Raw genomic sequence first — 21192 nt, 5'->3', positions numbered from 1 at the left:
ACTCGGCCCCCAGGACTTAAGGGGGGTTATGACAGATGGTGCTCTGCTTCATTTGAGCGCGGTAATTATCGATGCGGTATGTTCTCTGTTAGAGGAACCCAGTTATATTGAGAAATACAGAAAAGGTGGCGCGACAATCGTTGCGCCGACTATTGGCGTCACCGCAGGGGCAAGAGAAGCTACGATAGCGATTGGGCGGTGGCACAATTTGATATCGAAAAGCCCGGACCTATTGTTGATACGCAGCGTTGCTGACATTTTGAACGCGAAGGCTGAGAACAAAGTAGGTGTCCTTCTACATTTCCAGGGCGCTGATCCCTTAGAGAATAGCCTTGATCTCGTAGATACCTACAAATCGCTTGGCGTCGGTATCATTCAACTTTCCTATTCGTCGCGCACCTGTGTGGGCCAAGGGGTCGAGGAACGCGGCAATTCAGGGTTGAGCCGTTTCGGTCTTCGTCTAATCGACCGCATGAATCAAGTTCGAATAGTGGTCGACTGCGCCCACACCGGCCACACATGTACGCTGGATGCGATCGACGCATCTCGCAAACCCGTTATTATCTCCCATGGGAACGCGCGGAGTGTCCATGGGCATCCCAGGAACATTCCGGACGATATCATACGCGCTATTGCCGCAACTGGAGGAACGATTGGCACAACCGCCTATCCGCCCTTTGTCGCATCCAGCCGTCCGCCCACGCTCGACCAATTTATCGATCATGTCATACACATTGCATCGATCGCCGGTCACGAGCACGTATCACTCGCCATGGACTACTTCATTGGACAGAGCCCCTACGCGACTGACCAACTGGCAATGAAATTTTGGCAAAGGATGATGTCTGAGGGACCCTTCACCGCTGAAACCCACCCACCACCTCCTCACGTCTACCCACTGGGCGTGGAAACACCTGATCGCCTGCCAGCGCTGACGGAGCGAATGCTGGCGCGCGGGGTGAGTGCCAATGAAATCTTGGACTTCTACGGAAGAAACCTGATGCGTGTCCTCAGGCAGGTCTGGGGTGAATAAATAGGATGCTGCCGACATAGCGGTTGGCGGCCGTTGTTTGCCTCATGGATACAACCGGTTAGACAGCCAATTTCTTGAATGCGGCTCTTTTTCTTTGAAGAGCGGCGAGCACCGCTCGCTCCGACTGTAGCAGGTACGACTCAATTCCGGATGTTGCGCTGGCAATATCGCCGCTCTCCAAAAACTGAACCAGGGCAGAGTTTCGTTCGATGTAAGGCTCGTGCAAGTGCGCACTGTCTTCGAGTTGTCCAAATACAAGCCTGAGCTCGGCGAGAACGAGATCGAAGCTTGCGCTAAGCCGGGCGCTGTCATGGAGTTCCACCATCGCACGATGGAATTCCATGTTCGTTGTTCCCACCTGACGCCAATCTTGCTCAAAACTCAGTTCCTGTCCCTTCTCTGCTTCGTCGCGCATTTTGGCCAGTGCAGGATGGCCCTTCACTGCGCCTTGAACCGCGCTTCGCTGGATCACCAGCCGTACACGATAGATATCAATGACAGCGGCTTCATCCGGAGCGGCAACAAATACGCCGCGGTTTGGAATGTATTCCAACAATCGCTGACTTGTTAGCAGCCGAAACACCTCTCGGAGCGTGTTGCGCGAAATGCCGAATTGCGCGGCGACTTGATGTTCTGACAGCTTCTGACTTGGCTCAAACTCTCCGGCAATTAGCAGGTTTCTGACGCGAGTGGCGACAGACTCCGCAAGGGATCCATCATCTTTGTCGACGTTTTTTTCCATGTTCTTTCAATCACCTCGCCCGCCAAAACCGCGATACATAAAGAATCATATTGTTGAACAATCGCTACCGTGATACTCAACAAATGTGGTTCTTCAGATGGGCAAACTACGATATGACTGGCATCGATCTCAATAGCGATCTTGGCGAAAGTTTCGGGCCTTGGCCAATGGGTGACGATGTGTCGATGCTTTCGATCGTCACCAGCGCCAACATCGCCTGCGGCTTCCACGCCGGTGATCCGGCAGGGATCCTCTCTGTCTTGAAGGAGGCCGCGCGGCTTGGTGTGTCGGTTGGCGCCCACGTTGGTTATCGCGATCTCGTCGGCTTTGGCCGGCGCAACATGGATCCATCGAGCGAGGAACTGATCGGTGACACGATCTACCAGATCGGGGCCTTGCAGGGGCTTGCGACAGCGGCTGGAACGGAAGTGCATTATGTGAAGCCTCATGGGGCGCTTTACAACACAATCGCGCAAGACGCGCGCCAGGCGGCCGACGTCATCGCCGCGATCATGGCTGTCGATCACTCGCTAGTGTTGATGGCTCTCTCAGGCGCGCCGATCGTCGAACAGGCGCGCTTGGCTGGATTGACGGTGGTTTGCGAAGCCTTTGCGGACCGGGCCTACCATGCCGACGGTCGCCTCGTCAGCCGCCGACAGCCTGGTTCCGTCATTCACGATCCGGAACGGGTCGCGACCCGAATGCTGCGCCTTGTCAGAGAGGGATGCGTAACTGCGATAGACGGGACGGAGATCCAGTTGGAAGCGCAATCCATTTGCGTCCACGGTGATACGCCGGCAGCTGTCTTGATCGCTCGATCGGTCCGCGATGCATTTATCAACGAGGGCGTTGAGCTCCAGAGCTTCGTCAATGGTTGAGCGCCTTCGGTTTTTTCCCGCCGGCACCGACGGGCTGCTCGTCGAACTCGACGGCCTCGAGACGACAATGACGCTGCTCGATGCCTTGCAGGCTGATCGACCGGGCGGTGTTTTGGAACTCGTGCCGGCGGCTCGCACACTGCTGGTGCGTTTCGATGCACGCATCACCACCCGGATTGCTCTGGCTGATGCCATCTCACGCATTGATCTCTCTCATCGCAGCAAAAGGCAGGGAGAGACTTTCGAGATCCCCGTCACCTATGAGGGGGAGGATCTGAGCGATGTCGCAGAACTCCTTGGCTGGCATGTGGAGGAGCTGGTCCGACGACACACCGAAGCGACCTATACCGTGGCCTTCACAGGATTTGCGCCCGGCTTTGCCTACATGACTGCTGATGATGCGGCCTTCGATGTCCCGCGGCGCAAGAGCCCGCGCGTCCGCATTCCCGAAGGCTCGGTGGCGCTCGGCGGCAGGTTTGGCGGTGTCTATCCGACCGACAGCCCCGGTGGTTGGCAGCTTCTGGGTCGAACACCACTCAAGATGTGGGACACGAACCGTTCACGGGCAGCCTTCCTTGCGCCTGGAGACCGCGTTCGCTTCCGCGATATGGCAAAGGGGGCGAGCGTGCCCGTCTCTGCGGTGCCCGCTGCTTCACGCGCGTGCAATCCGGCATCAAGCAATGTCGAAGGGCTCCTAGTCACCCGCGTGGACCGCTCTGCCCTCTTCCAGGATCTTGGTCGACCGGGTCATGCGGGCCAAGGCCTATCCGGGTCCGGAGCACTCGATCGGCGAAGCCTGATCGAGGCCAATCTCTGTGTGGGCAATCCACGCGGCTCGGCGGCCCTTGAGATCGCCTATGGCGGCTTCGCAATCAAGGCGGACCGGCCAGTGACGTTGGCCGTCACGGGGGCTACGACTAAACCGACGATCCGCACGACCGACGGGCGAAGCCTGAGCGTACGGACTGGCCAGCCATTTGCCCTTGACGCAGGCGACGAGCTTACGCTCGAATTTCCGACGGAGGGCACGCGCAGCTACTTGTCGATCCGCGGTGGCTTTGCTGTCGAAATGGTTCTGGGGTCCGCCGCAACCGACACCTTGGCGAAGGTTGGCCCCAATCCGGTAGTGGCTGGCGATGTTCTCGTGCCAGCGATTGAACCGGTCTCGGCCGTTGATCCGGACCGGCCCGTGCCAGGGAAGCTACCGAGAGCCGGCGACACGGTCACGCTGGATGTCATCCTCGGCCCCCGCACTGAGTGGTTCACAGACAACGGGCTAACCACACTGCTCGCCCAGGAGTGGCACGTCACGGCAGAATCCAGCAGGGTCGGTGTGCGCCTTGCCGGGGCAGTGGCTTTGGAGAGGACCGATAGCGCCGAGCTCGACTCCGAAGGGACCCCTGTCGGCGCCATCCAGGTTCCGTATAGCGGCCAGCCCGTCCTCTTTCTCGCCGACCATCCGCTGACCGGCGGCTATCCGGTCATCGGTGTGATTGCGGGCTATCACCTCGATCTCGCCGGCCAAATCCCGATTGGCGGAAAGATCCGCTTCAATGCCCTTGCCGCCTTTGACCCGGTCCTCAGAGAACCCCAGCGATGAAAAAACTCCTGATCGCCAATCGCGGTGAGATCGCAATTCGCATCGCCCGCGCCGCCCGTGATTATGGCATTGCCTCGGTTGCTATTTATTCCGACGCAGATGCCAACTCGCTGCATGTCGAGCTGGCCGATGAAGCCTTCGGCCTCGGCTCGGGTCGCCCCGCCGACACCTATCTAAACATCGAGAAGATCCTCGATGTCGCTCGCAGGGCCGGGGCTGATGCAGTCCATCCTGGTTATGGCTTCCTGTCGGAGCGTGCGGATTTTGCGCAGGCAGTGATTGATGGCGGCCTGACGTGGGTCGGACCACCGCCGCATGTGATCACAGCGCTTGGTGACAAGGTCCAGGCTCGGAGGATTGCAGCCAAGGTCGGCGCTCCTCTCGTCAGAGGCTCAGACGGGCCCCTCAACTCTGCTGCTGAAGCAGTCGCCTTTGCAAAACTGGTCGGGATGCCACTTGCGATCAAGGCCGCCTTCGGCGGTGGCGGGCGCGGCATGAAGGTAGCGTGGAAGCTCGATGAGGTCGGCGAACTCTTCGATTCAGCCGTGCGTGAGGCTACTGAAGCCTTCGGTCGAGGCAAATGCTATGCGGAGCAGTTCCTCGACAAACCCCGGCACATTGAAGCACAGGTGATTGCCGACAGCCACGGCAACACGGTTGTTCTTGGCACGCGCGACTGCTCGCTTCAGCGTCGTAACCAGAAACTCGTCGAAGAAGCGCCTGCTCCGTTCATCACCGAGGATCAGCGTGCGAGGATTCATGATGCTGCGCGCGCGATCTGTGCCGAGGCCGGCTATTCGGGAGCGGGCACAGTCGAGTTCCTGCTCTCTGACAACGGCGTCATCTCCTTCCTCGAGGTCAATACGCGCCTGCAGGTCGAGCACACTGTCACCGAGGAGACGACTGGCGTTGACATCGTCATCGAGCAGTTGCGCGTTGCAGACGGTTTGCCGCTCTCCCTAACCGAAACCCCAGTTCCACGGGGACATGCCATTGAGTTTCGGATCAATGCCGAGGATCCGGGTCGCGGGTTCCTACCGACGCCGGGCCTGATAACGCGCTTTCGAGTGCCGGCTGGTCCCGGCATTCGTCTCGATGCCGGCGTACAGACGGGTTCAGAGATCCCCGGCCTCTACGACTCTATGATGGCTAAGCTGATTGTTACTGGCGCGACGCGCCGGGAGGCACTGGTTCGCGCTCGCCGCGCGCTTGCGGAATTCCAGATTGAAGGCGTCGCCTCGGTTCTCCCTTTCCATCGGGCAGTACTCGAAGAACAGGATTTTACCGGCGAAAACGGCTTCAAGGTCTATACCAACTGGATCGAGACCGCCTTCCGCGGCATCGAGCCTGCGCCACGTGTCGATCCGGTTGAAAGTGGCTTCATTCGCAGCTTCATCGAGATCGACGGGAAGCGACACGCGATCGGACTGCCAGCGGCTCTCTTCTCGGGGATTGCGGCCCCGCAGATCACAGCAGCATCCGCCAGCCCAGCAAATCCCAATGCGGTCACCGCACCGATGCCAGGAACGTTGCAGAAGTGGCTGGTCGGGGATGGTGTTGAGGTTACCACGGGACAAGCTGTCGCCCTGATCGAAGCCATGAAGATGGAGACACAAGTGATCGCTTCGAAGGCCGGTCGCATTAACATTACCTGCGAGCCCGGAACAACGATCGCGCTCGGCGCCGAGTTGGCAACAATCGCCTGACAAACAATGGCAATCGCCGCCCATGGCGGGCACGACGAGACGGAGAACTCAATGAAGCGAAGCCCGTTTACCCTAGAGCCGCCGGACGCTGCCGCACGGAAAGCGGTCAAACCGGTTATCTGTTATCCGACCGATACCTTGCCTCGTCCTGATCTCGAGACCTATAGAGCACTTCGAGATAGCCTGGAACTGGTCGAGACGCTGGTTATTCCGCCACGAGATGCCGCGACCTGGGAAGTTCCGGCCGGCCACTTCTGCCGCCTGGTCTGCTCCGAGGGCTCGCAAGTCGGCGACTTGAACCTCTTCCACCTTCACAATCTTAGCGAGCGGTTCTACAGCGGCAAGACCCGGGCCCTAAACGGCACTCACGTCGGGTCGGGCGATCAACTGTTCTCAAATTTCCCATACCTGCGCCCTATCGCCACCATCACCCACGATACGCTCGATTGGTACGGGTTCGACGAGTTCGGCGGCTCGGTCCATGACGTGATCGGCACACGCTGCGATCCCTACACGCACAACCTCTTAAGTCATGGCGCACAGTACCATTACTGCTGCCATTCTAACCTGACGCGGGCTTTGGCCAAGAAAACGGGGCTCTCCCTGCACGAAGCAGAGCAGCACGTTCATGATGTCCTCAATGTTTTCATGTGCACGGGATTCACCCGCGACACCGGCCAATACTTCATGAAAGCGAGCCCTGTTCGTCCCGGCGATTACCTTGAGTTCTTCGCCGAGATCGATCTTCTCGGATGCATGTCGGCCTGCCCAGGTGGTGATTGCTCGTCGGAGCACTCCTCCGACGCTGCAACCTGCCATCCTTTGGTCGTGGAGGTGTACAAAGCGGCGAAGCCGCCGCATGGGTGGAAGGCGCCGCCGACCAATGGGTTTGATCGTACGCATGGGGTATGAGGTAGAACACTTTGCCGATCCTACCTTCGGGCAACACCAACGAAACGCGCAAAGTAAATTGGGTGCTGAACGGGGTCGTCATATAGCGACCCGTCACCGTCAAATCCTTCTTTTGCGCTAGAATTTGATTGCACGACTAAAATTTTCTTATAAGATAATTTTAGGGCTGGAGTGAACTTGCTGCTCGCCCTGAAAGGGAGGAAGTGGTCCTGTGACTGAAGCGTTTGTCGTTGCCGAAGATCTGCACAGAGAGGCGATCCTTATCGACGCGGTCTGTCCTTTGCTGGACGATCCAAGCCGCGTTGCCGAATATGTAGCCGGGGGAGTCGATATCGTTGCGCCGACGCTGGCCACCTTAGAAGGAGCCGCCGTTACACTAAGAAAGATCGGCCATTGGCATAGGCTGCTCAGAGAACGGGATGACCTCATCCTTGTGAGAACCGCGTCTGACATTCGACGTGCGAAGCAGCAGGGCAAAACTGGGATCATCTTTCATTTCCAAGGGCCCGGCCCTGTTGAAGACAGTGTTGATCTTGTGGATGCCTATAAAGCGCTGGGCATCAACATAATGCAGCTTGCTTATAATTTGAAAAACAGGTTGGGCGATGGGTGTGAGGAGCGCACCGATGCCGGCTTGAGCCGGTTTGGCTTGCAGATTGTCGAGCGCATGAATACGGTCGGGATGATCGTAGATTGCTCGCATACCGGCGTTCAAACGACGATGGATGCGATAGAGTATTCGACAGCTCCTGTAATCATCTCTCATGCTAACGCCAAAGCTGTACATCCCTCTCCGCGGAATGTGCCCGACGAGCTGATCAAGGCGATCGCGGCCAACGGGGGCACTATCGGTGTCGTCGGCTTCCCGGCATTTGTGTCAGCTGACAAACGTCCAACAATCGATCAATTCATAGACCATATCGTACACATCGCTGATTTGGTGGGTGTCGAACATGTTACGTTGGGCATCGATTATTACGATGGCCAATCTCCTTATGCGACTGAAGCTGACGCACAGGAGATGTATGAAAGCTTGGTGGCGTGCGGCATGTGGAGCCCTGCTGCCTACCCAGCACCCCCACACCATTATCCGGCTGGAATCGAAACGCCCAGGACAATGCTCGAACTTACTAGGGCCATGCTCCGTCGGGGCTTCCAGCCGAACGATATCCGTAAGGTTTACGGAGAAAATCTGCTTCGTATCTACAGAAATGTTTGGGGAGAATAGGGCATCTACAAACCCTTCCGGCACTAACAAACAAGCTCATAAATCCATCAAGAACAGGGGAAATAAAATGAAAAAATGCCTTCGCATCGGCGCTGCTGTCGCTCTACTTTCGTTCACTGCGCTTGCTCAGCCGGCATTTGCCGGCAAAGCGGACGACACGCTGAATGTCGCGTTCACCAACGAGATTGACACGCTTGACTATTATAGTTCGACCGCGCGCGAAGCTCTCTCGATCGGCCGAATGGTCTATGACGGCCTCGTTTCAAAAGACTTCAAAACGGGCAAGTTTGTGCCGGAGTTGGCCGAGTCCTACAAAATTCTTTCTGACACCCAGATCGAATTCAAGATTCGCAAGGGCGTAAAATTCCACAATGGCGATCCCCTCACCGCAGACGACGTGGTCTTTACACTAAACATGGTCTCCCGCCCCGATTACCCTGCAAAATATGCAATTGCAGTCAATTGGATCGACAAGGCCGAAAAAGTGGATGACGACACTGTCCGGCTCACGATGAAGGCGCCATATCCCTTGGCACTGGAGATGTTGGCCGGAAACCTTCCAATCTACCCTAAAGCCTATTACGAGAAGGTCGGCGCCGCGGGTATGGCTGTGAAGCCGATCGGAACCGGACCATACAAGGTGATTAGTCTTGATCCAGGCGTCGAGGTCAAGCTCGAACGTTTTAATGAATATTACAAGGGCGGGCAAAGAGGGGCTGCGAGTATTGGCAAACTAACCTTTAAGGTTCTTCCCGAGGTAAACACGCAATATGCTGAGCTTATGAACGGGACCGTGGACTGGATCTGGAAAGTGTTGAAGGACGACGCCCCTCGTCTCGCTTCACAGCCAAATATCAAGATTGAAAGCAAGCCCGTTACGCGGTTTGACTACATTGCGATGGACATTCACGTTCCCAACACACCGGTAGCCGACATCCGCGTCCGGCAAGCAATAAATTATGCGATAAATCGTAAAGACATTCGCGATGCTTTCAAGGGTGAGGGAGCACCTCTTATCAAGTCGGCTTGCAATCCCGTTCAGTTTGGCTGCGAGACAGATGTGAAGGACTACGGCTATGATCCGGAGAAGGCCAAGCAGCTGCTCAAGGACGCTGGCTTCGAAAAGGGCGTGAACCTGAGCATGATCGTTTCCCCCGACGGCGTTGCAGTGGGACAGGCGATCAAGGACAATCTGGCGTCTGTTGGGATCAATTTGACCCTGAGCACCTTGCAATATTCGGCAGCGGTCGAGCAGTGGCGCGGCCACAAACAGGACCTTCAGTTTGCGGACTGGGGTTCGTACGGCATTGGCGATGTAGCACTGAGCACTGGTGCGCTGTTTGCGAACACGGGCGACGATGTCGTCAATGATCCTGATGTCTATGGCCCCGTCACGGAGGCCGCGAAGATCCTCGATCCCGCCCGCCGAAAGGAGCTCTATTCAAAGGCTCTTAAGGTGATCGCAGACAAGGCCTATTGGGTGCCGATGTGGGGCTGGAGCATGAATACTGCTATGACCCGCGACTTGGAGCTCAGCATCACTCCGGATGAATTTATCCCATTCTACGCCGCTAAGTGGAAGTGATTGACGCCGTCCAGCCCTAGGGCTGGACGGTTTCACTCGTGAGAGGACCTCTATGCTCAACTACCTCATCCGCAGGCTGGTCATGGCGTGCCTCCTCACGCTTTTCGTTTCGTTTGTGGCATACTCGCTGATCTTTGCTGCGGGCGATCCTGCTGCTGCGATTGCTGGATCTGCCTCCACCGCGGCGGACGCAGAACGGATTCGCCACCTGTACGGGTTTGATCGACCAATTATTGTTCAATACATAGATTGGCTGACGAAGGTTCTGCGGGGTGATCTCGGCACAAGCCTGTACTTCGGACAGCCGGTTTCGATATTGTTGTTTGATCGGTTCGCCATGACCGCCCGGATAGGCTTCCTGGGACTGATGTTTGCCCTGATTACTGCGGTTCCGCTCGGTGTAGTGGCAGGTCGGTGGCCAAACAGCATTATCGATCGCGTCGCCACACTGATCGCTGTTGTTGGGCAGGCAATGCCAAGCTTCTGGTTCGCATTGCTTCTTATCATAGCGTTTGCGATCCAATGGCCAGTCCTGCCGGCATCAGGCGTTTCGACTTGGCAAGGCTATATACTGCCGACGATCGTGCTGGGGTACTTCTCAATGCCTGCAATCATGCGCTTGACGCGGTCAGGGATGATCGAAGCCCTTCAGGCAGATTACATCCGCACTGCCCGTGCAATGGGTCTGTCCGAAACAAGAATCCTATTCGACTACGCCCTTCGTAATGCTGCACTTCCTGTTGTCAGCCTGGCGTCTGCGCAGTTTGGCTTCATGCTTGCCGGTTCGGTTGTGGTTGAGAACGTCTTCGCAATCAACGGTGCTGGGGCGCTTGCCTGGCAAAGTATTGCCCGCTCAGACTTGCCTACAATTCAAGCGCTTATTCTTTTCTTGTCTTTGTTCTACGTCCTTCTGACTTTGTTGGCAGACTTCCTCAACGCCATGCTGGACCCAAGGATGAGAAACAGATGACAGATGTAGAGATTGGAACAGGTCGGGCACATTCACTGGCGCCGAAAGGAACTAGCTTAAGACGCTATTTGTCTCATGGTAGTTTTACACTAGGAGGCGTTCTCGTTCTTATTGTCGTTGCAATGGCGGTACTCGCGCCTATACTCGCACCCTACAGCCCTTACGCCCAGTCCCTAGCGGGTCGATTTACTCCGCCTCTTTGGATGACTGGTGGTGGGTGGTCACACCCGCTCGGGACTGATCAACTGGGGCGCGATTACCTTTCAAGAATCCTTTACGGCGCGCAGATATCGCTGATGATTGGCATCGGCACCGCGATCATCTCAGGCATGATCGGCACCTCCCTTGGTGTCACTGCCGGCTACTTTGGCGGTAAGATCGATAGTGTCATCATGTTTATCATCACTGCACGACTGGCGATGCCGGTCATACTGGTGGCGCTTGCCGTTGTCGCACTGGCGGGTGCATCCTTGACCATCGTCACGTTGACTCTTGGGCTTTTGCTCTGGGACCGTTTCGCCTTGGTCGGGCGGGCTACCGCCATGCAAATCCGAAATTCCGACTTCGTAACGGCTGCGGAACTTCAAGGTGCGTCGGTTGCTCAAATTATCGTCCATGAAATTTTGCCGAACCTTGTCAACAACCTGATCGTAGTGGCAACTCTTGAGATTGCACAGGCCATCGTTCTGGAAGCAGCGCTCTCCTTCCTTGGCCTTGGGGTGCCTGCCCCCTTGCCTTCATGGGGTTTGATGATCTCTGAAGGTAAGTCATCGATCCTCTTCGAGCCGTGGCTCATCACGATACCTGGGATTTTTCTCTTCGGCCTGGTTCTGGGAACAAACCTTTTGGGTGATGGCCTCCGTGATATTCTGTCGCCAGACGGTAGGAACTGAGGTCTCGAAATGCTGATGAATGTCAATAATCTTAGCGTCGATATCGTGACGTCCGCAGGCAAACACAGGGCGGTCGAAGAGGTTAGTTTTGACATTTCCAAAGGCGAGACTCTTTGTATCGTCGGCGAGTCAGGGTGTGGCAAGTCTATAACCGCCTTGTCTCTTATGGGCTTGCTGCCGAAAGCGGCCAAATCATCCGCCGACGAGTTGTCCTTCGATGGCATCGACCTCCAAAAGATTACTCCGGGAAACCTGCGCGCCTTGCGAGGCAATCGCATATCGATGATCTTCCAAGAGCCTATGACGTCGCTCAATCCACTTCATACAGTCGGACGGCAGCTTTCGGATGTCTACCGCGCTCATCGCCGAGCGACGCCTAAGGAAGCGGAAGCTCGAGCCGTCCATTTGTTGCAAGAAGTAGGAATCTCCAACGCGGCTCAGCGACTGCGGCAATATCCGCACGAACTCTCCGGAGGATTGCGTCAGCGCATCGTGATTGCAATGGCTTTGATGTGTGAGCCGGATTTGGTGATTGCTGATGAACCTACCACGGCCCTGGACGTCACCATTCAAGCCGAGTTGTTGCGGCTCCTTAAAGATCTGCAGAAACGGTTCGGAATGGGCATTATCATGATCACCCACGATCTCGGGCTTGTCTCGCGTATCGCCGACCGTGTGCTGGTCATGTATGCTGGCCAGGTTGTCGAGTCAGCCACAGCGCAGGAGCTCTTCAACAACCCTGCTCACCCTTACACGAAGGCATTGCTTGGTTCGGTCCCAGACGCCTCACATCCCAGGCTGCAGCCGTTGCCCTCAATTCCCGGCAATGTTCCTTCTTTGCTCACGCCCATGGAAGGTTGTCACTTTTACGATCGCTGTTCCTTCGCCTTCAAAGAGTGCCGGCAACGGATCCACCTGAGGAGCGTTTCCGAACAGCACCAGTCTCGTTGCATTGCGGTCGATGAGATCTCCGCGCCATTGATGGTGATAAAATGAGTGGCGATCCCGTTCTTGAACTTCGCAATGTATCCTACGAGTTTCCCGGAAGAAGAGGGCTGTTTGCTACCCGCCAAAGCGTACGCGCTGTCGACCAGGTGTCGCTCGTCGTGAAGAAAGGCGACGTTCTCGGCCTGGTCGGCGAGTCTGGCTCGGGAAAGAGCACGCTTGCGAAAATCATGCTCGGACTTCTAAAACCGGACATAGGCGACGTCTCTTTAAGCGGCCTGCGGCGCGGCGAAATGACCCGGAAGCAAGTATCAAAGCAGGTTAGCTTTATCTTCCAAGATCCATACTCATCCCTCAATCCGCGTCACACCGTAGGTTATACAGTCTCATATCCCCTCTATCTTAGAGGGGAAGGTTCATCGAGGGAGCGAAAGGAGCGCGCTAGAGAAATCCTGGAGGTTGTGGGATTGCCTTCTCGATTTCTTGACGCTTACCCAAACCAGATGTCAGGGGGGCAGCGCCAGCGAGCAGCGATTGCACGCGCGTTGATCTCGAATCCAAAGCTATTGATATGCGATGAACCGACATCCGCCCTGGATGTCTCCGTTCAATCGCAGGTGCTAAACCTTTTATTGAAACTAAGAGAAGATTTTGACCTGACCATGGTTATAATCAGCCACAACATGAGCGTTATCCAGCATATGAGTACAAACGTCGCAGTGATGTACCTCGGTAAAATAGTCGAGTTGAATCTCTCGGAGGATTTATTCGCGCGTCCTCGTCATCCCTATACCCAACTTTTACTGAAGTCGACGCTGTCCGTTGCTCCTGGTGCCGGGATACCTGACCTAAGAACAGATACAGCGGCGCGCGAAGCAATGCGTGAACACCCCTCCTATTTGTGCATGTGATCCAGTAGCGGGGTTAAGCTCCGGGCCTACAGCAATGACGGTGGCTCTGCTAAATGCGTTTCATAACCCTGCATTGACGCGCCCAAGAATGAGAAGAAAAAGCGATAGGTAATGCGAAAGATGACGAACGTGGATGCTGTGAACGATGAAAATTACCCGCCGATAGGCGTAACAGTCCAACGATTGCGGAAACGGCAAAAGATGACTCTTAACGATCTGGCGCAGAAGTCCGGATTATCGATATCTGCGGTTTCCAAGATTGAGAACGGCCAGGTTTCCCCGACGTATGAGACAATCATGAGGCTTGCTGTCGGCTTGAACGTAGACGTCACCGAGCTTTTCGGTGGCAGCCCTACGCGGCCATCTTCAGCCGGACGAATCGCCATTACTCGAAAGGGGACTGGCATTGCTCTAAAGACGCCGCATTATGAGTACGAGATGCTTGGAGCTGGACTTTCCAAGAAGGAGTTCACACCGCTCCTTACGAAGATCCGTGCCCGCTCGATCCAGGAATTTCCTGAGTTACAGGGGCACATGGGCGAAGAGTTTTTCTTCGTTCTGTCTGGCCAGGTCGCGCTCCACACCGAGCATTACGAACCGATCCTCTTGTCGCCCGGCGATAGCGGGTATTTCGATTCAAACATGGGGCATGCATTGATCTCGGTCGGTGAGGAAGACGCGACGATACTTTGGGTCGCGACGCGCGTCCATGGTGTCCTGTCGCGGCCTGAGCAGCAGCCGATTTGAGCCAATCGAACTATTCAACGCGAGCGAGAAGTGCCTTTAGAAAATAAGAGCAATTCATTGCGCGGCTCCGCAGGCCAGGGACGTAGCGTTGCCGTCGTCGGCGCCGGAGTTGCCGGCGTAATGACTGCTTATGCATTTGCGACGCGTGGGTTCGAAGTGTCACTTATCGACGCTCTATCTGGCCCAGCGCAAATGTGCAGCCACGCAAACGCGGGGATCTTGGCTGTCGGGCACGCTAAGGCATGGGCTGGACCTGGTGCCATTAATTCCATCGTGAAGGCATTTCTGGGCTTGGACCGCTCAATTGTTGTCGGCAAGTATCTCGACCCTGCACTCTGGCGCTGGGGAGCAGAATTTCTTCGGAATTGTACGCAAGAGGCTCATTCGACGAACACCGCTGCGCTGCAGCGACTCAGCCGTTATAGCTGTGAACTCATCCGTGCTGCGGAAAACGAGATGGCGCTTCCGCGTGACATTCGGCGCGACGGTGGATTATACCTTTTCCAGGACAAGGGACAATTCACACGGTACACCACCTCGATTTCGAATCATGGCGGCGACGTCGTAGAAATTTTGGAATGCGATGAATTGGTCAATCGTGAGCCAGGGCTCAAGGCAATGTCCCATTTGCTCGCCGGAGGGGTTTTCAGTCCAACCGACGCGGTTGGTGATTGCAAGCTGTTTTGTGAGCGAACGACTTCATATCTCCAGCGGCAGGAGAACGTGCGCATTCATTTCAACACCAGGATTGACGGGTTGAAAATTGCCGCGAACAACGTGGTTGCGCTTAAGACCAATCGAGGCGATCTACCATGTTCATCAGTTATCCTGGCCACCGGCGTCGAGACTGGTCGCATTACCCGGGCGCTCGGATTCGTGCCAAATATTTATCCTGTCAAGGGGTACTCTGGGACTTGGCGAATCCTCGATCGGGCACTGGTGCCGAAGCTCCCATATGTCGATGAAACCGAACTGTTAGCTGTTGCAAGTTATGGTGACAAGTTAAGGGTCACGGCGGTTGCCGAGTTCGCCGGCTACGATCGCGCTGTATCTGTTCAGCAAGCTGACCGATTGAGCAATTATGTGAGACGAGCGTTCGGAAAAGCTGTCGATCTTGACAGTGCAGTGTTTTGGTCTGGGCTTCGACCGACGACCCCCTCCGGCCCGCCGTTCCTGGGAAAAGCACGATCATGTGAGAATCTTTGGCTCACTGCCGGACACGGCCAGCTTGGCTGGACCATGGCGTTGGGATGCGGCGAGTTGCTTGCGCAAAAAATCGCCGGCGAGACCACACAACTCGCAGGCGTTTCATCCACTGCACCTTGGATCGAGCCCATCTAATTATTCATTTGCCTTGACCCAAGGCCCCTAGACGACACCAGGCCAGACGAACTCGATTGGAGATGCCATGAGTTCCTCGTTTACCGTCGAGAGTGCGTACCAAAATTCGTACATCTGGGACGCCCATGCCGGATTTTCCCCGTTTGTCGATTTGGATTTGCATTTCCTCAAACGTTGGAAGGATGCAGGCGTCGGCCACGTTTCAATCAACGTGGGCTACGACGTGATGCGATGGGACGAGACCCTAGCCTGTGTCGCGCATTATCGCCGGTGGCTTTCCGAGCATTCAAGTGACTTCTATCTTGTCGAGCGCTTCGAAGACCTTCGACTGGCAAAAAACGAAGGGAAGCTCGCTGTCACATTCGACCTAGAAGGCGCCAATGCGCTTAACGAAGGCGTTGATATGATCGGCGTTTACCATCAGCTTGGTGTCCGTCAAATGAACCTCGCCTATAATACGAACAACGCTTTCGGTGGTGGATGTCACGATGAAGATATCGCGCTTACGGATCTCGGCAGACGCACGATCGCTGAGATGAACCGCGTCGGGATTATGGTCGACTGCACCCACACCGGATACAAGACGTCGATGGACATCATGGCGTTGTCCACCAAACCGGTTATTTTTTCGCATTCGAACGCTTTGGGAATTTACGCACACCCTCGCAATATCCGGGACGATCAAATTGTGGCATGTGCGATGACGGGAGGTGTGGTGTGCATCAACGGGGTGAGCACCTTCAGGAATGGCGCCTCTTCTGCTATTTCGGCAATGATCGACCACGTCGATTACATTGTTGGTCTTGTCGGCGCCGATCATGTCGGCATTGGGCTCGATACCGTCGTGGACCCGACCGAGATGCCGCGGCTTGCAGCCAAATACCCCGCAGCTTGGCCCAATTACAGTGATAGTGACATGGCGGCTATGACCTTCGTTTTGCCAGAACAACTGAGAGAATTTGCTGAAGGCCTAGCCGAGCGTGGCTACTCCTCGTTGGAATTCAGCGCCATCATGGGCGGCAACATGCTCCGGGTGGCGTCACAAGTCTGGTGAGACGGAGAAAGCAGCACGAGCTGCCTTGCAGAAAGTTCGACCTTGAACAGTTGGCCTCTCGAATTTGGCGCTGGAGGATCGACCCCACCCGGTTTTCGCTTGGCGCGACCGCAACCTTCAACGATCGAGCTTAAGCACACCTCTGGCGCGAGACACGCATGGGATAAACCGGCTGTCGCGAGCCTGCCTTGACAGGAAAGCATCGCGGTGGATCGGCTGACCTTCCAGCATTCCGCATTCGCAGGCCCCGCAAACGCCGTTCTCGCATGAAGCCATGAGCAGTACGCCCGCCCGCCGCAGTGCCGCGAGCGCGGTCGTGTCGGCCGCGACAGGGACCAATGCGCCGTCGCGCAATATGATCGTGAACGGTTCAGGTGGGGCATCGTCGTGCTCGAGCGGCTGAAAAGCCTCGAAATGCACCGTGCCTGCCGGCCAGTGGGCGCTTGCCTGGTCGACGGCAGCCATGAAACCAGGTGGCCCGCAAAAGTAGAGCTGTGGGTCTGAGGAAAGCGTCGACAGCAAGGCTTGAAGATCCAGCCGTGTTTCGGGCTCATCGTCGAAATGCAGCCGCACATTGGCTGGGTCGAGGGCGCTCTGAATTTCCGACAAGAGCGCCGTAAGCGCACTGGCGCGCGTGAAGTAGTGCAGTTCGTAAGGTCTGCCCCGCCGCTCCAGCACCCGCGCCATTGCCAGGATCGGCGTGATCCCGATACCTCCGGCCAGAAGCAGGACCGGCGCGCGGCTTTCGCCGAGGGGGAAATGATTGCGCGGAGCGGAGACCGGCAGTGTGAATCCCTGGCAAACCGTCTTGTGGATCCGGCTTGATCCGCCGCGCCCTTCCTGCTCGAACTTCACCGCAATCGTGTAGCGGCTCAAATCGCTCGGGTCGCCGCAAAGCGAATACTGGCGCACCTTCCCGTCAGCCAAATGGACATCCACATGAGAACCAGGTTCGAACGGCGGCAGCAACGGTTTGCGAGGGTGCTTCAAATCGATGACGAGAACGTCGCCGGGCTCCTTGCGGATGCCGGTTACGGTCAACTTCATGATGATACGAGGCGCGGCCATGCAGGTTCACTCATCCATTGGAAGGATCGGATCGCCCGGGCGGATCACGCCGCCGATCTCGATTGCACAATTCAGACCGGAACGGTTTAGCAGACCCTCGTAGAGGCCGGGAATGCCAAGCAGCTCTTCGATGTACTTGCAGGGGAAGTTCATCCGCGCGGCCCGCAGCACGGTCTCGCCAACGCGGAAACGCTTGCCGACGAGGTGGCCGAGCGGCACGCCCCGGGTGGTCAAGTTGCGTCGATGGTCTTCCGGCTCGAGCCTGGCTTTGAAGCCCGGGATCTTTGGCTCACCTGCGGCGATCGCTTCCAGGACTTCGACCTCGATCAGCGTCACCTCGCGAACGTCGAGTTTCGGGGAGTAAGTTCCCGTTCCCAGAAAATATCGATCTCCCACGATGCCGCGACTTGGGACAAGCTGTGCCTGGGTCAACTCCTCCATCTCGTAGGAGGCCGCCGACGCGACGTGGATGTGGAGCAGCGTCCCAGTCCACGTCATGCTGCGCCCTCCAAGACCGCCATCGCAGCGCTCAGCTTCCAGCAGGATGCGAGGGTCTCATCGAGATGTGCGTTTGCCATGTTTGCTTCCACGCTCCAGGGACAGCGTTGCCGGCATCACGCTGTGCCCGGACGCTGGGCCGACAGACAGAGCCAGTTTTGCCGAGTCTTGCTAATCCAGTCGACGAATATCCTGTTGGCTCGGCGGCAGCGCCGGTCAGGCGCTGTCGCTGTCCGTGCCGAGCTTGTTGCTCAACTGACGGGGCAAGCCCTTGCTTACCCGTTGGACAACGCCGGCCAGGAGGCGGACGCCGTTCTCGATCTGCCGCATGGTCAAGGCGCAATAACCCATCACCAATCCGATGCGGTCGCAACGGCGTTCGTCGGCTTCGTGAGCATAGAGCGGCGATATCGGATGGACGCCCACGCCGGCCCGCCGCGCCTCTTCAACCAAGACGTCTTCCAATGAGCTAGACAGATCCTTGAACCAGACGACGACATGCAGCCCGGCGTCGGCGCCCTCGATGACGATGCGGTCGGCGAACGCGCGTCGAAGGGCGGCGAGCAAGGCTCCTCGTCGCTCGCCGTTCAGACGGCGAACGCGACGCACATGGCTTTCGTAGCCGCCGCTCTCGATGAGCGAGGCCAGCGCCTCCTGCTCCGCAACCGGGCAATGCCTGTCCAAAAGCTGCTTGGCCGTCGCGAAGACGTTTTGCAATTCCGGCGGAACCACCAGGTAGCCGATGCGAAGCATCGGCGACAGCGTCTTGGAGATCGTGCCCAGATAGATGACGGAACTTCGGTCTTCCAGCTTGTGCAGAGGGGGAACCGGACGAATGTCGTAGCGGTACTCGCCATCGTAGTCGTCTTCGATCACATAGGCGTCATTGCGCCGGGACCATTCGAGCAGCTGATACCGCCGCGAGATCGGCAGGACGCCGCCGAGCGGGAATTGATGCGACGGCGTCACATAGGCAAGCCGCGCCGTGATCCCCTCAAGCAGTTCAGTCTTCATGCCGTCGCTATCGACGGCGACAGAGACAGGCCTCGCTCCTGTACTGGCAAACACCTGGCGCGCCATTCTGTAGCACGGGTCTTCGATAACGAAGCTGTCTGAATGGTCAAGCAGCAAACGCGCGCACATATCGAGGCCCTGCTGCGAGCCGCTTACCACGAGGATCTGCTCCACCTCGCAGCTTAGCGTTCGAGCGCGCCACAGATATCCCTGAAGAGCCTTGCGCAAGCGAAGCGACCCGCGTGGATCGTCATAGGCCAGCCTTCCTGGTCGCTGTGACATCGCCGCGTTCATTGCCCGCTTCCAGGTCAGCGCCGGAAAATCAGATGGCGCAAGGTCGCCATACCGGAAATCGACCTTCAACCGGTTGGGCAGATAATCGGGCCATGGCGGGCTGCCACGCAGTCGCTCGCCGTAGCTGGAAAGATGGGCCGGGCCAGTCCGTTTTTGGGCCGCGCTGCTGGCCTGGCGACCGACCAGGCAAGCAGCAACGCGAGGCCGCGCGCCTTGGTTGACCTCAATGAAGCCTTCTGCGACCAGCTGCTCGTAGGCGACGGTGACCGTCGTTCGCGAAACGCCGAGGTCATTTGCGAGGCCGCGAGACGACGGCAGCTGACTGCCGGTTTCATAGACACCGCTCAGGATCTGCTCGCGCAGCGCTTCGTAGATCTGGCGTGCGCCAAGCCCCTGCGAATGACCTGCAGACACGGCACGAATAGACTGGACCATCTGTTTCATCACCAACTGGACGTTACATATAGGCCAGTTTGCTGGCAATCTTTTAAGAACCAAAAGGATTTCAAAACACAGATGCCCCGCACCACAGACCAATTTGGAACCGGCGCGCCGGCCTCGTCCCTTCACGATGCCAATCTCGCATTCGCCACCCGGGCCATCCGTCATGGCTATGATCCGGCGGGCTTTTCCAATGCCGTTCAGCCGCCGGTTTTTCTGACTTCGACCTACGGGTTCGAAAGTGTGGAAGCAAACGAGGCCGCTGCAGCGCTTGGCGGAAGGCTTTACGCACGCGAATACAACCCGACGACCGAGATTCTCGAAAGGCGGCTCGCCAATCTCGAAGGAGCCGAAGCCGGGCTGGTCGTTTCCTCTGGGATGGCGGCTTTCGGCACGATGATCCTGTCGCTGCTGTCGCAGGGCGACGAACTCATCGTCCACAAGACGCTTTATGCCAACACGCTCGCCATGGTCGAACAGGCGGTGCCGCGGTTTGGCATCAAGGTCGTCGCGGTCGATCTGTCCGTCCCCAGCAATCTCGATGGCGCCATCACTGACAGCACGCGGCTCGTCTTCTTCGAGACGCCGGTCAACCCGCTGAGCCGCATCCTCGACATCGCGCTCATTGCCCGGCACGCCCATGCGCGCGGCGTGAAGGTCGCGGTCGACAGCACGTTTGCCTCGCCTGCGCTACAGCGTCCTTTGGAACACGGAGCCGACATCGTGATCCACTCGCTGACCAAGTACATCAACGGCCACGGAGATGCTCTGGGCGGGGCAATTCTTGGCGACGCGAAAACACTTCACACCCTTCACGAAACCGGCCTGCGCTATATTACCGGCGCAGCGCTCTCGCCGATGTCAGCGTTCCTGATCTTGCGCGGGCTGAAAACGCTCACCGTGCGTATGGATCGTCACAGCGCCTCCGCCCTTGCGGTTGCACATTCACTCGAAGTGCATCCGGCCGTGGCCTGGGTAAGCTATCCGTTTCTCGACTCTCATCCCGATCGGGAGATCGCGCGCAGACAGATGTCGCAGGGTTCAGGCATGCTGGCCTTCGGCCTCCACTCTGGCTTCGATGGCGCTCGCCAGATGATGAACCGGCTCAAGCTGATCACTCGTGCTGTCAGCCTGGGCGACGCCGAGAGCCTCATCTATCATCCTGCGAGCCTGACTGGCGCGCGCAAGGCGATCCGCCAGGATGCGCATCTGGCCGATGGTGTCGGTGAAGACCTGATGCGCCTATCGGTGGGGCTCGAAGACGCCGCCGACCTGATTGCGGATCTGCGCCAGGGGCTGGACGCGGTCTGATGTCGGGCGCCGCAACCAATC

Annotated in this window: 19 protein-coding genes; 15 read left to right on the top strand and 4 right to left on the bottom strand. The window is 57.2% G+C overall.

What is annotated here, in order from left to right; translation table 11 throughout:
• The first annotated feature begins 28 nt into the window (after positions 1-28).
• Positions 29-1033: a dipeptidase gene (locus tag LB569_RS09390; protein WP_224691973.1), complete on the top strand. Its 1005-nt coding sequence runs from the start codon at positions 29-31 to the stop codon at positions 1031-1033.
• A 58-nt stretch (positions 1034-1091) separates the two neighbouring features.
• Here LB569_RS09390 and LB569_RS09385 read toward each other — a convergent pair whose 3' ends face one another.
• Positions 1092-1775 carry a GntR family transcriptional regulator gene (locus LB569_RS09385; RefSeq protein WP_224691972.1) on the bottom strand — a complete coding sequence of 228 codons (684 nt, stop codon included), beginning with the start codon at positions 1773-1775 and terminating at the stop codon, positions 1092-1094.
• Positions 1776-1888: 113 nt separating this feature from the next.
• On the opposite strand from LB569_RS09385, the gene LB569_RS09380 reads away from it, so the two are divergent.
• From LB569_RS09380 to LB569_RS09320, 13 genes are all read left to right on the top strand, one after another.
• Positions 1889-2653: a LamB/YcsF family protein gene (locus tag LB569_RS09380; protein WP_224692289.1), complete on the top strand. Its 765-nt coding sequence runs from the start codon at positions 1889-1891 to the stop codon at positions 2651-2653.
• Positions 2646-4253 carry an urea amidolyase family protein gene (locus tag LB569_RS09375; protein ID WP_224691971.1) on the top strand — a complete coding sequence of 536 codons (1608 nt, stop codon included), beginning with the start codon at positions 2646-2648 and terminating at the stop codon, positions 4251-4253. The genes LB569_RS09380 and LB569_RS09375 overlap by 8 nt, the downstream gene beginning before the upstream one ends.
• Positions 4250-5959: an acetyl/propionyl/methylcrotonyl-CoA carboxylase subunit alpha gene (locus tag LB569_RS09370; protein WP_224691970.1), complete on the top strand. Its 1710-nt coding sequence runs from the start codon at positions 4250-4252 to the stop codon at positions 5957-5959. Before LB569_RS09375 ends, LB569_RS09370 begins: the two co-directional genes overlap by 4 nt.
• A gap of 51 nt (positions 5960-6010) precedes the next feature.
• Entirely contained in the window at positions 6011-6871 is an 861-nt protein-coding gene (locus tag LB569_RS09365; RefSeq protein WP_224692288.1) for an urea carboxylase-associated family protein, read from the top strand.
• 211 nt (positions 6872-7082) lie between these two features.
• Positions 7083-8099 (top strand): dipeptidase, encoded by a 1017-nt coding sequence (locus LB569_RS09360; protein WP_224691969.1) that lies wholly within the window; start codon positions 7083-7085, stop codon positions 8097-8099.
• Between the two features lie 67 nt (positions 8100-8166).
• On the top strand, positions 8167-9684 hold the full coding sequence (locus LB569_RS09355; RefSeq protein ID WP_224691968.1) for an ABC transporter substrate-binding protein: 1518 nt from the start codon (positions 8167-8169) through the stop codon (positions 9682-9684).
• 52 nt (positions 9685-9736) lie between these two features.
• Entirely contained in the window at positions 9737-10654 is a 918-nt protein-coding gene (locus LB569_RS09350; RefSeq protein ID WP_224691967.1) for an ABC transporter permease, read from the top strand.
• Positions 10651-11547, top strand: a complete 897-nt coding sequence (locus LB569_RS09345; RefSeq protein ID WP_224691966.1) for an ABC transporter permease — start codon at positions 10651-10653, stop codon at positions 11545-11547. Before LB569_RS09350 ends, LB569_RS09345 begins: the two co-directional genes overlap by 4 nt.
• Before the next feature lie 9 nt (positions 11548-11556).
• On the top strand, positions 11557-12543 hold the full coding sequence (locus LB569_RS09340; RefSeq protein WP_224691965.1) for an ABC transporter ATP-binding protein: 987 nt from the start codon (positions 11557-11559) through the stop codon (positions 12541-12543).
• A complete protein-coding gene (locus LB569_RS09335) occupies positions 12540-13403 on the top strand; it encodes an ATP-binding cassette domain-containing protein (RefSeq protein WP_224691964.1) in 864 nt (287 codons plus the stop codon). Before LB569_RS09340 ends, LB569_RS09335 begins: the two co-directional genes overlap by 4 nt.
• A gap of 120 nt (positions 13404-13523) precedes the next feature.
• Positions 13524-14150: a helix-turn-helix domain-containing protein gene (locus LB569_RS09330; protein WP_224691963.1), complete on the top strand. Its 627-nt coding sequence runs from the start codon at positions 13524-13526 to the stop codon at positions 14148-14150.
• Between the two features lie 30 nt (positions 14151-14180).
• Positions 14181-15491 carry an FAD-dependent oxidoreductase gene (locus LB569_RS09325; protein WP_224691962.1) on the top strand — a complete coding sequence of 437 codons (1311 nt, stop codon included), beginning with the start codon at positions 14181-14183 and terminating at the stop codon, positions 15489-15491.
• A gap of 67 nt (positions 15492-15558) precedes the next feature.
• Positions 15559-16545: a dipeptidase gene (locus tag LB569_RS09320; RefSeq protein WP_224691961.1), complete on the top strand. Its 987-nt coding sequence runs from the start codon at positions 15559-15561 to the stop codon at positions 16543-16545.
• Between the two features lie 117 nt (positions 16546-16662).
• Here LB569_RS09320 and LB569_RS09315 read toward each other — a convergent pair whose 3' ends face one another.
• From LB569_RS09315 to LB569_RS09305, 3 genes are all read right to left on the bottom strand, one after another.
• Positions 16663-17613 carry a PDR/VanB family oxidoreductase gene (locus LB569_RS09315; RefSeq protein ID WP_224691960.1) on the bottom strand — a complete coding sequence of 317 codons (951 nt, stop codon included), beginning with the start codon at positions 17611-17613 and terminating at the stop codon, positions 16663-16665.
• A gap of 6 nt (positions 17614-17619) precedes the next feature.
• On the bottom strand, positions 17620-18111 hold the full coding sequence (locus LB569_RS09310) for an MOSC domain-containing protein (protein ID WP_224691959.1): 492 nt from the start codon (positions 18109-18111) through the stop codon (positions 17620-17622).
• A gap of 216 nt (positions 18112-18327) precedes the next feature.
• The gene (locus LB569_RS09305) at positions 18328-19863 is read right to left on the bottom strand and encodes a PLP-dependent aminotransferase family protein (protein ID WP_411970198.1); all 1536 of its coding nucleotides are present in this window, start codon (positions 19861-19863) and stop codon (positions 18328-18330) included.
• 72 nt (positions 19864-19935) lie between these two features.
• Here LB569_RS09305 and LB569_RS09300 point away from each other — a divergent pair, with 72 nt between their 5' ends.
• Complete coding sequence (locus LB569_RS09300; RefSeq protein WP_224691958.1) at positions 19936-21171, top strand: trans-sulfuration enzyme family protein; 1236 nt, start codon at positions 19936-19938, stop codon at positions 21169-21171.
• Positions 21172-21192: the final 21 nt, after the last annotated feature.

Origin of the sequence: Mesorhizobium sp. BH1-1-4, from assembly GCF_020165665.1 — a bacterium.
Lineage (GTDB): Bacteria > Pseudomonadota > Alphaproteobacteria > Rhizobiales > Rhizobiaceae > Mesorhizobium.
This window is presented reverse-complemented; position numbering and strand designations above follow the sequence as displayed.

What these genes read in the sequence shown, in the direction of transcription:
- LB569_RS09390 (WP_224691973.1), top strand. Translation starts at nt 29, where the DNA reads ATGACAGATGGTGCTCTGCTTCATTTGAGCGCGGTAATTATCGATGCG.
- LB569_RS09385 (WP_224691972.1), bottom strand. Translation starts at nt 1,775, where the DNA reads ATGGAAAAAAACGTCGACAAAGATGATGGATCCCTTGCGGAGTCTGTC.
- LB569_RS09380 (WP_224692289.1), top strand. Translation starts at nt 1,889, where the DNA reads ATGACTGGCATCGATCTCAATAGCGATCTTGGCGAAAGTTTCGGGCCT.
- LB569_RS09375 (WP_224691971.1), top strand. Translation starts at nt 2,646, where the DNA reads ATGGTTGAGCGCCTTCGGTTTTTTCCCGCCGGCACCGACGGGCTGCTC.
- LB569_RS09370 (WP_224691970.1), top strand. Translation starts at nt 4,250, where the DNA reads ATGAAAAAACTCCTGATCGCCAATCGCGGTGAGATCGCAATTCGCATC.
- LB569_RS09365 (WP_224692288.1), top strand. Translation starts at nt 6,011, where the DNA reads ATGAAGCGAAGCCCGTTTACCCTAGAGCCGCCGGACGCTGCCGCACGG.
- LB569_RS09355 (WP_224691968.1), top strand. Translation starts at nt 8,167, where the DNA reads ATGAAAAAATGCCTTCGCATCGGCGCTGCTGTCGCTCTACTTTCGTTC.
- LB569_RS09350 (WP_224691967.1), top strand. Translation starts at nt 9,737, where the DNA reads ATGCTCAACTACCTCATCCGCAGGCTGGTCATGGCGTGCCTCCTCACG.
- LB569_RS09345 (WP_224691966.1), top strand. Translation starts at nt 10,651, where the DNA reads ATGACAGATGTAGAGATTGGAACAGGTCGGGCACATTCACTGGCGCCG.
- LB569_RS09340 (WP_224691965.1), top strand. Translation starts at nt 11,557, where the DNA reads ATGCTGATGAATGTCAATAATCTTAGCGTCGATATCGTGACGTCCGCA.
- LB569_RS09335 (WP_224691964.1), top strand. Translation starts at nt 12,540, where the DNA reads ATGAGTGGCGATCCCGTTCTTGAACTTCGCAATGTATCCTACGAGTTT.
- LB569_RS09330 (WP_224691963.1), top strand. Translation starts at nt 13,524, where the DNA reads ATGACGAACGTGGATGCTGTGAACGATGAAAATTACCCGCCGATAGGC.
- LB569_RS09320 (WP_224691961.1), top strand. Translation starts at nt 15,559, where the DNA reads ATGAGTTCCTCGTTTACCGTCGAGAGTGCGTACCAAAATTCGTACATC.
- LB569_RS09315 (WP_224691960.1), bottom strand. Translation starts at nt 17,613, where the DNA reads ATGGCCGCGCCTCGTATCATCATGAAGTTGACCGTAACCGGCATCCGC.
- LB569_RS09310 (WP_224691959.1), bottom strand. Translation starts at nt 18,111, where the DNA reads ATGACGTGGACTGGGACGCTGCTCCACATCCACGTCGCGTCGGCGGCC.
- LB569_RS09305 (WP_411970198.1), bottom strand. Translation starts at nt 19,863, where the DNA reads ATGAAACAGATGGTCCAGTCTATTCGTGCCGTGTCTGCAGGTCATTCG.
- LB569_RS09300 (WP_224691958.1), top strand. Translation starts at nt 19,936, where the DNA reads ATGCCCCGCACCACAGACCAATTTGGAACCGGCGCGCCGGCCTCGTCC.